Origin of the sequence: Caldalkalibacillus mannanilyticus JCM 10596, assembly GCF_000615945.1 — a bacterium.
GTDB classification, from domain to species: domain Bacteria; phylum Bacillota; class Bacilli; order Caldalkalibacillales; family JCM-10596; genus Bacillus_AT; species Bacillus_AT mannanilyticus.
This window is the reverse complement of record NZ_BAMO01000069.1, coordinates 1-11,951: the sequence shown is the minus strand read 5'-3', so window position 1 is coordinate 11,951 and position 11,951 is coordinate 1. Positions and strand designations below refer to the sequence as shown.

General features: G+C 38.9%; 12 protein-coding genes and 2 pseudogenes. 2 read left to right on the top strand and 12 right to left on the bottom strand.

Annotated elements, in window-relative coordinates; translation table 11 throughout:
* Window positions 1-144, bottom strand: a 144-nt coding sequence (locus JCM10596_RS28980) for a 2-oxoacid:acceptor oxidoreductase family protein (RefSeq protein WP_148302691.1), incomplete at its 3' end; no start/stop codon positions are given.
* Window positions 145-319: 175 nt separating this feature from the next.
* On the opposite strand from JCM10596_RS28980, the gene gltC reads away from it, so the two are divergent.
* Window positions 320-1,210: a glutamate biosynthesis transcriptional regulator GltC gene (gene gltC / locus JCM10596_RS22240; protein WP_025028991.1), complete on the top strand. Its 891-nt coding sequence runs from the start codon at window positions 320-322 to the stop codon at window positions 1,208-1,210.
* Between the two features lie 111 nt (window positions 1,211-1,321).
* Here gltC and JCM10596_RS22235 read toward each other — a convergent pair whose 3' ends face one another.
* The 8 genes and pseudogenes from JCM10596_RS22235 to JCM10596_RS22200 form a co-directional block, all read right to left on the bottom strand.
* A complete protein-coding gene (locus tag JCM10596_RS22235) occupies window positions 1,322-1,990 on the bottom strand; it encodes an S-layer homology domain-containing protein (protein ID WP_025028990.1) in 669 nt (222 codons plus the stop codon).
* A 244-nt stretch (window positions 1,991-2,234) separates the two neighbouring features.
* Window positions 2,235-3,589 (bottom strand): annotated as a pseudogene (glnA, locus tag JCM10596_RS27075) (type I glutamate--ammonia ligase).
* A gap of 179 nt (window positions 3,590-3,768) precedes the next feature.
* A complete protein-coding gene (locus JCM10596_RS22225) occupies window positions 3,769-4,731 on the bottom strand; it encodes an NAD(P)/FAD-dependent oxidoreductase (protein ID WP_025028989.1) in 963 nt (320 codons plus the stop codon).
* Entirely contained in the window at window positions 4,718-5,272 is a 555-nt protein-coding gene (locus JCM10596_RS22220; RefSeq protein ID WP_025028988.1) for a 5' nucleotidase, NT5C type, read from the bottom strand. Before JCM10596_RS22220 ends, JCM10596_RS22225 begins: the two co-directional genes overlap by 14 nt.
* An 80-nt stretch (window positions 5,273-5,352) precedes the next feature.
* Window positions 5,353-5,583, bottom strand: a complete 231-nt coding sequence (locus JCM10596_RS27070) for a hypothetical protein (protein WP_034682088.1) — start codon at window positions 5,581-5,583, stop codon at window positions 5,353-5,355.
* A 40-nt stretch (window positions 5,584-5,623) separates the two neighbouring features.
* Window positions 5,624-6,697, bottom strand: a complete 1,074-nt coding sequence (locus JCM10596_RS22210) for an HD-GYP domain-containing protein (RefSeq protein ID WP_025028987.1) — start codon at window positions 6,695-6,697, stop codon at window positions 5,624-5,626.
* On the bottom strand, window positions 6,694-7,833 hold the full coding sequence (locus JCM10596_RS22205; protein ID WP_025028986.1) for a conserved virulence factor C family protein: 1,140 nt from the start codon (window positions 7,831-7,833) through the stop codon (window positions 6,694-6,696). Before JCM10596_RS22205 ends, JCM10596_RS22210 begins: the two co-directional genes overlap by 4 nt.
* A 19-nt stretch (window positions 7,834-7,852) precedes the next feature.
* Window positions 7,853-8,383, bottom strand: a complete 531-nt coding sequence (locus JCM10596_RS22200) for an acyl-CoA thioesterase (protein WP_025028985.1) — start codon at window positions 8,381-8,383, stop codon at window positions 7,853-7,855.
* 137 nt (window positions 8,384-8,520) lie between these two features.
* Here JCM10596_RS22200 and JCM10596_RS27065 point away from each other — a divergent pair, with 137 nt between their 5' ends.
* The gene (locus JCM10596_RS27065; RefSeq protein WP_369345689.1) at window positions 8,521-9,279 is read left to right on the top strand and encodes an ion transporter; all 759 of its coding nucleotides are present in this window, start codon (window positions 8,521-8,523) and stop codon (window positions 9,277-9,279) included.
* A gap of 77 nt (window positions 9,280-9,356) precedes the next feature.
* Here the strand turns inward: JCM10596_RS27065 and JCM10596_RS22190 are convergent, their stop codons facing one another.
* The 3 genes and pseudogenes from JCM10596_RS22190 to JCM10596_RS30645 form a co-directional block, all read right to left on the bottom strand.
* A complete protein-coding gene (locus JCM10596_RS22190; protein ID WP_025028984.1) occupies window positions 9,357-10,595 on the bottom strand; it encodes an SGNH/GDSL hydrolase family protein in 1,239 nt (412 codons plus the stop codon).
* A gap of 49 nt (window positions 10,596-10,644) precedes the next feature.
* A complete protein-coding gene (locus JCM10596_RS22185) occupies window positions 10,645-11,841 on the bottom strand; it encodes an aminotransferase (RefSeq protein WP_025028983.1) in 1,197 nt (398 codons plus the stop codon).
* Window positions 11,838-11,951 (bottom strand): annotated as a pseudogene (locus JCM10596_RS30645) (Lrp/AsnC family transcriptional regulator); the annotation flags it as partial. The pseudogene JCM10596_RS30645 and the gene JCM10596_RS22185, both read right to left, overlap by 4 nt.

Sequence of the window (11,951 nt, the reverse complement as noted above, 5' to 3'; positions counted from 1 at the left end):
ACCTCCCTTAATTCGGGAAGAAAAGTGACGGTAGCCATATAGATAATATCCTAAACGGTTAAGGGCAACAGAAAATATTTCTCCAGTACTTTCAATACCTTCTCCTTGCTGTCCCCCAACTTTCCAAGAAAGTTGACTAATCATTGTATAAACCATCTCCTTGATGAGTTTGCCTATCTTTCTTAATATTATATGTGACAGATGATCATCTTTCTAATATATTATTTAGATATAATCATTCTCAAATTGAGAACAATAAGGCAAACAGAAATAAATAATTTTATGAACTCCATAGAAGTGGAAGGCAGGAGAAGACAAAATGGAACTAAGACAAATCAAATATTTTATTGAAGTAGCCAAAGGAGAACACTTAACACAAGCCGCTGACAAATTACATATCGCCCAATCTGCGATCAGCCGACAAATTGCTAATTTAGAAAAAGAGCTAAATGTTCAGCTTTTCATCCGCAAAGGAAGAAATGTGATATTAACACCCATTGGACAAATCTTTCTACAAAGAGTAGAAGCAGCTATTTTAGAAATTGATGGAGCCATTCAAGAAGTAAGTGAATATATCGATCCTGAAATAGGTGAGATTAGAATCGGTTTTCCTCACAGTTTAGCCGCTTTTACTCTCCCCAATGTAGTGGCAGCTTTTCGTAAGGAGCATCCCAATGTTCGCTTTCAGTTAAGCCAAGGAAAAGTGAATGAATTAATCGATGACCTCATAAAAGGAGAAATTGATATCGCCTTGGTTTCTCCTGTACCAATTGATCATCCAGAAGTGGAAGGGCATATCTTATTTACCGAGGAAATTATGGCAATTCTTCCTCCAGATCATCCACTAGCCCATAAAGAAAGTATCCTGTTAAATGAATTAGAAAATGAACTTTTTGTAATGTTTAGAACGGGTTTTACTTTGCGGAATATAGTCATTGATGCCTGTGATAAGGCAGGATTTATCCCGGAGATCGCATTTGAAGGAGAAGAAACGGATACGATCAGAGGGCTTGTCGCCGCTGGATTAGGGGTAGGACTTCTGCCAAATGTTGCACTGAAGGTTCAAGGACCTCTTGAAACAGCTAATGTTCGGATTAGTGATCCCATTGTGACACGAACAGTCGGATTTGTGACATCTCGTCATCGGAAATTAACACCCTCTGAAAGAATATTCCAGCAATTTTTATGGAATTTTTATCAAAAAGAATAGTTTATTGCAAGTCAATCCTGAAAAACCCCTTTATACCGTAGGTATAAAGGGGAAGAGGAGAATGAAAAAAGCAATTTGTGTTTTATTTATAGAGCTGATCTCACAGTATTATTACTGAGTTTCTGTTCTATCTAAAACACCCTTTTCAACTACATTACGAATAATGGTTGCAATCTGTGCTCTGGTTACTGCTTCTGAAGGCCTATAAGTACCATCTGGGTGACCACTTATGACGTTGTTATCTTTCGCCCACTCAATATCTCTGGCATGAGTGTTGTTTCGCCCGACATCCTTAAATGAGCTTTGGAACTCTTGCTCTGGGGTTCCCGCTTCTGGAGTTCCTTCCTCAGGAGTTCCTTCCTCAGGAGTTCCTTCTCCAGGAGTCCCTTCTTCGTCACCAGTTTCCTCAGTTTCGCCTTCTTCAGTTTCAGTAATAGGAGTATCAATTGGGGTTTCCTCGTCACCTACTGTTCCTTCAGGAATCGTTTCATCCCCTACTTCAACTTCACCTTCACCTTCACCTGGATCTGCTCCTCCTGGATCTGCTCCACCAGGTTCAACAGGATCTTCTGTTCCTCCAGGTTCAACAGGAGTAGCTCCTTCTGGATCATCAGTCAAAGCTGTATAACCAGTATTGTAACCCCTAGCCACACCATAGTTCACATCACGCATGTTCTCATTGTTGAGAGCTTGATTACCTACTGTATTTCCAGGTCCACAACCAATAAGACCTCCCATGAGTAATGTAGCTACTGATAATGTAATTGCTGTTTTTTTCATTTGATTAATCCCCCCTTACACTATATAGTGCGACAATTTTAGAGAAGATAATCTGTTATTATTTAGTTAATTTTCTATTAAGAAGAGGTTCTATTGTGAATGTCGCCTATCCCCTTTTATAAAGGAAGCTTAATTATTCGGTTAAAATTAAAAGGTATATCTCAGTGTAGTTCCTACGCGTTGAGATATACCTTTATATAAAACATTTATTTTGCTTACGCACTAAAACCCATTAAAAGATCTCTTAAAACTTTGTTTGATACGTTTCTAATTCCCAAGAATGAACAGCTGTACGATAGCTATCCCACTCAGCTTTCTTCAGAGCTACAAATTCTCCAAAGACATGATCTCCAAGTACCTCTTGTCCAATTGTACCCGCTTCTAATTCTGCCACTGCCAATTCAAGGCTTCCAGGCAAGTTTTCAATTCCTCGTTCTTTTCTTTCCGCATCATTCATATGGAAGATATCCTCGTTGACTGAATCCACTGGAGTTAGGTTCTCTTCCATCCCCATCATTCCTGCAGTAGCAACAGCAGCAAACGCTAAATACGGATTAGCAGATGGATCAGGACAACGAATCTCCACACGAGTAGCCATTCCCTTCTTTGCAGGGATACGAATCAAAGCAGAACGATTAGATGCAGACCAAGCAATGTAGCAAGGCGCCTCGTATCCTGGTACCAAACGCTTGTAGGAGTTAACAAGCGGGTTGGTAATGGCTGTGAATGATTTAATGTATTTCATTAAACCTCCAATAAATTGATATGCGGTTGAAGAAAGTTGCAAATCTCCTTGTGGATCATAGAACACATTTTCTCCATTTTTAAATAAGGAAATATTTACATGCATTCCAGAACCATTAATACCGAAAATCGGTTTCGGCATAAACGAAGCGTGTAATCCGAATTTTTTGGCAATTGTTTTTACGACCCACTTATATGTAGTGGCATTGTCAGCAGAACCTAAAATATCTGCATATTTAAAGTTAATTTCGTGCTGTCCTTCAGCAACTTCATGATGAGAAGCTTCAATAGTAAAGCCCATCGCCTTTAGGGCACGATAGATTTCTAAACGAACCTTTTCTCCAAGGTCAGCAGGTGATGGAGCAAAATAGCCTGCATTATCATGGGTTTTTACTGTAGGATTTCCTTCTTCGTCAGTTTGAAACAAGAAGAATTCAAGCTCAGGACCTACACTAATAGAATATCCCTTGTCAGCTGCCTTATCTACGGTTTTTTGAAGAACGTTCCTAGGATCTCCCTCATAAAGAGTTCCATCAGGATTTTTTACCGAACAAAGAAAACGTGCTTCAGAATACCCTTCTTCTACAGTCCAAGGTAATACAGCAAATGAGTTCAAATCAGGTTGTAGATATAAGTCTGACTTGTTAATTGGCGAGAATCCAGTGATTGAAGATCCATCAAACATCATCTTCCTTCGATCACATCCTCAAACTGTTCTGTCGTTACAGTGATGTGCTTTAATGTACCCTCGATGTCAACAAATTGTAGGTGTAATAGTTCTACACTCTTTTCAGCAATAATCTCTCTAATTTGATCTACTTTGGTTTCTAATGCTACTCCAGCTCCCATGAACATTACCTTCCTTTCGATGTTACATTTCCTAACATGTTATTAATATAGATTGATTATAGTATGTTTAACGAATGATTACAACATTTTTTTTATAAATATCCGAATTTTTTTGAAAAAAAAGAAAAAGAATCTTTTTTCTTAAAACAGAAAAAGATTCTTTTCGCTATCTTCTAGCAACCGCTTCACAAAGCGATTTCATTATGTAAGCGCATCCATATATGCTTCGCTACTACCATTCCTTCACCAACGCATTTACTAATACTAGAGTATGCAGCAATGTTCGTTATATCTCCAATGGCATAGATGTCAGCACAGGTTGTTTGCCCATATCGATCTACTTTAATATGGGTGTCCGTACAGTTTACAATATCACGAACTAAAGAAATATTAGGAACGATCCCAATGCGAATCAAGACATGGTCCACTTCAACCTTTTCAAGTCTATTACTTTCTAAATTTCTAAGTAACACTTTTTTCTTATCCTCTTTACTATGAAAACTCTCTACTATAGTGTGAGTACAAATATCTATACGCTCATGCCCACGAACCGCTTCAAGATACTCTTTTCTCGCTTTGAAGCGATTATGTCGATGAACCAATATGACTTTTTCAGCCAGATTCTTTAGACGATTTGCTCCTTCAAGGGCACGATCTCCTCCTCCAATGATGAGCACTCTTTTGTCTTTAAAGAGATAGCTGTCTTTTGATGTAGACAGTGGACTTATTCTTTCTTCACCAGGAACATGCAGTTTACGATCTTGAACACCAGTAGCCATGATAAGCTTAGAGGAATAGAGAACAGAACCAATGCCTTGATGCTTACGATCTGTAGGAGAACGATAATGAATGATGACGCCCTCCTTCTCTAGAACCTCAACACGAATAACCTCTTGACCAAACAAAATATAATCTTTGTTTTCGTGCATTTGATCCTCTAACTGTTCGACCCACTCCTTCCCCGTCAGACCATTTACTCCGGGAAAATCCTTGATGCGATTATGAACTAAGTGCAGCTGACCACCTATTTTATGCTTTCTCTCAATGAGCAAAGCGTTAAGCCCTAGCTGTCTACACCAAATCAATGCTGTGATACCTGCAATTCCACTGCCAACAATCACTACGTCTAGCTTGTTATCCTTTTTCATGAGGTAACCATTTCTTTAGAGAAGATTCAAACTCTAACCAATCTGATACTCTATTACAGTTAACCTTTTGATTATAGGGATAATCCATCGCCACAGCAATCCCTCCCGATTTTTGAAATGAAATCAAATTATGAGGTGCATCGTCGAAAAGTAGGTCTCCTTTCACCTGAGCTTTGTGATGGGTAAAAATGATCTGGCTTGACCCAATGAACGGCAAATGCTCCTCCACCCACTCCACTTTATCAATCAAAGCGTTTTTGGGGCTTGTTGTCACTATAAATATTGTATATTCCAAAGCCAACCTCTTAAGAACTTCAATAGCATGAGGAAGCGGTTGTAGGTCACGATAAAATCCCGGCTCTGAAAGATAATAATATATTTTTTTTCCACATTCAGGCTTTACAAAAAGATCTGCATCCCAATTGGTAATTTCATTAATAAGTAGTTGATCTTGATAATCTTCGTTGTAACGCTTAAACCACTTACTCATTAGGTCAACCGTAACTGAGTCCATATCTATTAGAAGAGTATACTTTTTCATCTGAAATCCTTTCTGTCTATTCATAATGAGCAGCGGAGAAGCCAACAGAGTAAGGTTACTGGGTAACCTTACTCTTTCTCTTAGTCTTCCTCCTCTTCAAACTCATCATCATCGGTCACGTAAATAAGCTTAACACCTAATTCGGTAAGTAAGTGTAAAACAGATTGATTAAGTTCTTCATCAAACAATAATCCGATCGATTCAACAAGCTCCAGCTCCTCAAGATACCCAGCTTCAGCATCTTCTATTAATTCAATAATATCATTTAAACCTTGCGCTTGTAGTTTGTTTATGATTTGTTCCTTATCCATGCTCTTCCTCCTTTCTGCTTACCCTATTTTTAGTACTTGCTTATAACTTTAATGTACTGGTGATAAAAATAGTTGTATCCTTTGCCAAATCAATTTCAATCACTTCATGATCATGATAAGCATATTTTCTTTCCTTTTTGCTGTTTTCTTTTTTTATGACTCTGACAATAGGGCGTGAAGGAAGTCCCTTATGTTGCCCTACAACCACTCCAATATCACCTGTACTCAGTTTCACTGAAGAGCCTGTTGGATATAAAGCAATAGAACGCAGGAATTGAATCACGACTTCATGATCAAATTGTATATTAGTAAAGCCCATAATATACTCGCTCGCTTCAAACGGAGGCATCGCAGACCCGTCAGGAACATCTGAGATAAGATGGTCAAAATAATTAGCCACAGCAACAATCTTGGCAAAAAGATGAATCTGCTCCCCTTCCAATCCTCGTGGACTCCCAGTTCCATTAATATACTCATGATGCTGTAAAGCCACGTGAGCTGAAGCTAAGCTGATTTCATGTTTTTTTCGTAGCAAATTAAAGCCTGTCCATGTGTGCTCCCCATTCTCATTAGTAGCTTTTTTAGCCGTATTATTTTCCGTGTTATTCGAAACAGTTTTGCCAAGGTCATGTAATAAAGCACCTATGGCTAGCTCCTTTAAATGAGTGGCTGATAAATTCATATTAGCGCCTATTAACACAGACATGATGCATACATTTATGGAGTGGATAAATAAAAAATTATCCTTTGTTTTCACATCTGATAAATGGAGAAGCACGTGTTTATTGCGAAGAATCTCATCTACAATAGCCCCGGTTGTTTGTTGAATCGATTTGCTGTCAAAATCTTTTCCACTTTGAGCTTTTTGCATGACTTCAGAAATATTTTTCAGCGCCGTTCTCCGAGTTTCATCAGATACTACATCTTCGAGCTTCACATCTTCAAACTCTTTTTCACTAATATAGATCATGGTCACTCCCAATCTTCGGAGCGTGTTGATCATCGAAGGAGTGAGAGATACACCAGATTGGAGCAAGGAACGCCCTTCACTTGTATAGATACTCTTTCCAAGAATTTGTCCTGGTTCAATAGATTCTATGCTTATCAGTCTCATGATTCATTCTCCCGAAATGTATTGGTCATTTGTTGCCAGATGGTCCCACTCGCCTCTTCTCCACGTTCAATTCTTTCAATTGCCATTGAGATTTGGAGCTGCACTTCGAATTCAGAGTCATTCTGCGCTTCCTTCAAGAATGCAAGAGCAGACTCATCCCCCACCTCATATAAAAATCTAGCCGCTCTCCAACGAACGAGCTTATTCTTATCCTTTAAAGCCTTAATCATTTCTGGAATCGCCTCTGGCTGACCTAAGTCAGATATCGCATCACCCGCCGTTCTTCTGATCACTGCCGATGCATCCTCTAACATAACGTAAAGAGAGGGCAATGCCTTGGGTGATTCAATCATCCCTAAATACGCCGTAGCTAAGCGTCGAATAGAAACGTTTGAGTCCTTAATAGCTCTTTCCAGTACTTTTAAAGTCCCTTCTGTTGGTTTCATCTGCTGAAGTGCTGCATAACGGATACGCCAATCTTGATCCTCCATTTTTTCAGAAATCTCAGCGAGAGTCCATTCTATTTTTTTCACTCTCTGTCCACCCTTATCCTGCACTACTTGAGAGATCAATTGCTCTAATCTTTCCCCAGGGTAAGCAGCAGAATACTCCTCAACAAGTTCCTCCATCACTTTTTCTACATCTCCATATCGCTTTCCTTGCTCAATCCAACTTCTTTCGATGATAAGGTTTGTAGAATAGCTCTGTATTTTGGATACCGCCTGCAAAAAGCGTTCAGGCAAACCTACTCTCCGCTCCTCATGGTCTATCATAAGTTTAAGCTGCATTGGAATCCCTTTAAATTCTTGAACATATACTTGAATTTCACCAAAAGAATCAGGGGGGACTTCTTTTACACTTAGCGAATCAATAGAAGAATGCTCTCCAAAGATCGTCCTGATTTCTGCTAGGATCAAACTCCAGTCCCCTTTGGCTTTTCTTTCGACTGCCATAAAATCCGCTACATGAAAAACACTTTTCACTCCAGAAACATCTAAAATACGGCGGATCATCTCTGAAGACGATTCTCTATTTTCCAAGGAGTATACATGCCTTTGACCTTCTGGCAAGCTCTCATCTAGAGTCAACTTCATGGTATTTGGGCTTGGTGTTGGTTCAATAGATACGATCTTCATAAATTTCTCCTCTCTTACATTATTCCCAAGGTTTCTTTACCCCGAATTCTTGTGCAAATTTTTGGCTTTCAATTCTTCTAATTCTTCTCGCCTCAGCTCTTCTTGGCGCCGTATTGTGTAATTCAATTTCCTCTGGTGATTCAGGAATTACTTTCGGTACTGGTGCAGGAATCCCATCCTCCCCCAAGGCAACGAAAGTAAGAAAGGACGTTGCACATATTTTTCGGTCACCTGTTAATAGCTCTTCAGCAATCACTTTCACAAAGACCTCCATCGAAGTCTTATGTGTCCAAGTGACAAAGGATTCCAAGCAAACGGACTGACCTTCTTTAATTGGATGTAAAAAATCTACTGAATCCGTCGAAGCTGTAACAACTTGTTTCCGCGCATGTCGGATGGCTGATATCGCAGCAATATCATCAATATAAGCCATCAATTTGCCTCCAAACAGAGTACGGTAATTATTTGTATCGGGAGGAAGGACATAACTTGATTTTACCGCTCTGGATTCCTTGACGAATTTAGGTTGAAGTTGTTCTGTTGTATTCATGTGTGAAGTAATTCCTTTCATCTTCAGATAATATTTTTTATTAATACAAACATATCAGTATTATTTCATTTGATCAAATGGTTAAGTGATAGTAAAATCAAGATTGTGCTTGTTTTTATAAAAATGGAGGAATGAACATGATTTTAAAGATTATTGAGCATAAACTATTTTCTACAATTATTATTACCCTTATTTTAATTAACGCCATCCTTGTTGGGCTAGAAACGTATCCCTACCTCCATGATCAGTACGGTCTATGGTTTCATTGGGCCGATATCATTCTTCTATGGTTATTTACTATTGAAATTATATTACGTTTAATAGCTACCAAGCCAACTCTTACTTTCTTTAAAGATAGTTGGAATGTGTTCGATTTCATTATTGTTTTAAGTGGACATCTATTTGTCGGAGCCCATTTCATTACAGTCTTACGGATACTTAGGGTCTTACGTGTACTCAGAGCCATTTCAGTTATCCCATCACTAAGAAAAATTGTGAACGCCTTATTATTAACCATCCCTGCACTTGGTAATATTTCCTTACTTCTTGGACTTTTATTCTATATCTTTGCGGTCTTAGGAACGATGTTATTTGCTCATATTGCTCCAGAATACTTTGGTTCTCTTCATTCTACATTGTTAACCCTTTTTCAAGTCGTCACACTAGAATCATGGGCTAGCGGTGTCATGCGTCCTCTATTAGTAGAAGCCCCGTGGGCTTGGCTCTATTTTGTCGCTTTCATTCTTGTTGGAACCTTTGTTATTTTCAATTTATTTGTTGGGGTGATTGTTGGAAATGTAGAGAAGGTAGAGAAGCTTGAACAAGAGCATGAAGGAAAAATGGCAGAGCTACACAGACAGAGAAAGATTTGGCTCATATCAAGCAGGAAATGCTAGAGTTAAAAAAATTAATGAAAGAGCTACAAAAAAAATAGCTTGGCATGATGCCAAGCTATTTCTATTTCATTGTCATTCTATTTATTAATATACGCTGTCTTACTCTTTGCTATATAAATGACATCAAAGCCTAATTCTTCAGCAACAGCTCGTAAGGAAACATAGGTTTTCGAGTTATAGAGTAGGATATTCCCATCGAATTTCGATGTTGCTACATCTTCTGTACGCAATACTGCCTGAGAGGTAAAGGTAGCTAAACGGTCTTCATACGAAATCTTAGCTGATTTTGTTTTTCCCTCCCACTCCACTTTTGCTCCTAGTTGTTCAGCATATTCTCGAATAGGAAGATAGGTTCTCCCATTGATTAGAACCGGCTTGTCTTTTATATCTAATTCAGCCCCACCTACAATAATAGCGATTGGATCCGTAAAGCTCGGTTGTTTGTATTCTCCCCATACAGTTTCTGCAATCACTCTAGCAATCGCTTCATAACCATTCTGGTTTGGATGGATATCTGGTACTTTTCTAAGAATATGAGTATACAAGATTTCATTTCCTACAAACGCCTCTCCCACAGGAGCTAGCAGAAGCTTCTTACTCTCTGTTTGGTATTCTTTCACTATCTTTTGAAATTCTGAATGATATTGCAGCCTCATCTCGTTTAAGGTGTCAAACAAGACCTTATCGGTCATGTTTGCAATATGGGGATAAGGCTGGTACTGATCTGCTAAAACGATCGTCGCCTTAGGGTTTAATTCAAACAAAATAGCTAAACTCGCTCTCACATTTTGATCAATTTGTCCTAATCTAGTTTTGACAATCTCTTCAAATTCCGTTTTTGTTTTTTGTTTGTAAACCTCTGGTAGGTCACGAATATCATTTCCACCGATAGTCACAGTGATCAAATCAGCTTCCTTAATCTTGCTTTGCACTGTATTCATTTGTTTAATACGCTCTTCAAGCCGAGGATCAATTTGAACTAGTTTAGGTTGAATCTCCTCAGTTGTCACGGCTTTACCATCCTTCATCGCTTGCAGATAGTTTATGAGTCCCGTGCTTGTCATACCACCTACTCCGTAATTCGCATAATCCGCTCGTCCGTTATATAGAGCCTGTTCATAGATTCGTTCAACAAAGCCATAAGGTACGGTGTTAAGATTCATTCCAGGTTCAAATCCCACAGTAATTGAATCTCCAAGAGCGACGTAATGGAATGCCTTGGTTTCTTGTGCAAATGCAGTGGATGGATTCATATTCCCCACAATAAATAGGCAAACAAATAACAATAGACATGTTTTTTTAATTATATTTTTCATTCTCATTCTCTCCCCTTTATCTGTTACTACCAATCCTAGCTTTATTCTATTATTTATGACGCTGTAGGAAATTCCCCATTCTTTCAATCGCTCGTTTCAAAGAGTCAAGGGATGTCGCATAGGAACAGCGAATATATCCGATACCACTTTCTCCGAATACACTTCCCGGAACGACAGCTACCTTCTCTTCGACAATTAGTCTTTCCGTAAATTCTTCAGATGAAAAGCCTGTGTTTTTAACTGAAGGAAAGGCATAAAAAGCCCCCTCAGGCTGATGACACTCTAAGCCGATATCTTGAAAGGCTTTGACAACGTAATTTCTGCGTTGCTTATAGCTCTCCACCATTTTGTCTTTCTCATTCATTCCATTCTTTAAAGCTTCTAATGCCGCTTTTTGTCCCATAATTGGGGCACAGAGCATCGTATACTGATGAATTTTGATCATCGCTTGAATAATGTCCTGCGGGCCACAGGCATAACCAATCCGCCAGCCTGTCATAGCAAATGCTTTAGAAAAACCAGAGATCAGAATGGTTCTTTCTTGCATCTGAGGAAGCTCTGCAATACTGACATGCTTATAGTCATAGGTTAATTCAGCATAAATTTCATCAGAAATGACAATCAGATCATGCTCAATTAGAACCTTAGCAATCTTCTCTAAATCTGCACGATTCATGGTTGAGCCTGTTGGGTTATTGGGAAAACAAAAAATAATCGCTTTTGTTTTCTCTGTAATTTTCTCCGTAATGGCTTCTGCTGTAACCTTAAACTGATTACTTTGGCTCGTATGTATAGGGACAGGAACTCCTCCCGCTAAACGAATCACAGGATCATAAGAAACATAACAGGGTTCAACAACTAAAACCTCGTCACCAGGATCCAATATGGCTCTTAATGCAATATCTATCGCTTCACTTGCTCCTACTGTAACGACAACCTCTTTTGCTGGATCATATTCAACCTGAAACTGTTCTACTAAATACCTAGCTATTTCTTTACGGAGTTCTGGTAATCCACTGTTGGATGTATAGGTGGTAAACCCACGTTCCATCGAATAGATACTCGCTTCACGCACATTCCAAGCCGTGACAAAATCAGGTTCTCCGACTCCCAGCGAGATCACATCCTCCATGGACGAAGCCAAATCAAAATAGCGGCGAATCCCTGAAGGCGGAATCGATTGTATTGTTTTAGATAATCTACTTTTATGGTTTTCACTTTTTTCTAGTTTTGTATTTTCACTCATGGGGTCACAATCATCCTTCTGTCTTCGTCATTCTCACCATAAATCACACCGTCATGCTTATATTTTTTTAATATAAAGTGAGTCGCCGTCGAAATAACATTATCGTAAGG

What these genes read in the sequence shown, in the direction of transcription:
- JCM10596_RS22185 (WP_025028983.1), bottom strand. Translation starts at nt 11,841, where the DNA reads ATGAGTGAAAATACAAAACTAGAAAAAAGTGAAAACCATAAAAGTAGA.
- JCM10596_RS22220 (WP_025028988.1), bottom strand. Translation starts at nt 5,272, where the DNA reads ATGAAAAAGTATACTCTTCTAATAGATATGGACTCAGTTACGGTTGAC.
- JCM10596_RS27070 (WP_034682088.1), bottom strand. Translation starts at nt 5,583, where the DNA reads ATGGATAAGGAACAAATCATAAACAAACTACAAGCGCAAGGTTTAAAT.
- JCM10596_RS22210 (WP_025028987.1), bottom strand. Translation starts at nt 6,697, where the DNA reads ATGAGACTGATAAGCATAGAATCTATTGAACCAGGACAAATTCTTGGA.
- JCM10596_RS22205 (WP_025028986.1), bottom strand. Translation starts at nt 7,833, where the DNA reads ATGAAGATCGTATCTATTGAACCAACACCAAGCCCAAATACCATGAAG.
- JCM10596_RS22225 (WP_025028989.1), bottom strand. Translation starts at nt 4,731, where the DNA reads ATGAAAAAGGATAACAAGCTAGACGTAGTGATTGTTGGCAGTGGAATT.
- JCM10596_RS22200 (WP_025028985.1), bottom strand. Translation starts at nt 8,383, where the DNA reads ATGAATACAACAGAACAACTTCAACCTAAATTCGTCAAGGAATCCAGA.
- JCM10596_RS22190 (WP_025028984.1), bottom strand. Translation starts at nt 10,595, where the DNA reads ATGAAAAATATAATTAAAAAAACATGTCTATTGTTATTTGTTTGCCTA.
- gltC (WP_025028991.1), top strand. Translation starts at nt 320, where the DNA reads ATGGAACTAAGACAAATCAAATATTTTATTGAAGTAGCCAAAGGAGAA.
- JCM10596_RS22235 (WP_025028990.1), bottom strand. Translation starts at nt 1,990, where the DNA reads ATGAAAAAAACAGCAATTACATTATCAGTAGCTACATTACTCATGGGA.
- JCM10596_RS27065 (WP_369345689.1), top strand. Translation starts at nt 8,521, where the DNA reads ATGATTTTAAAGATTATTGAGCATAAACTATTTTCTACAATTATTATT.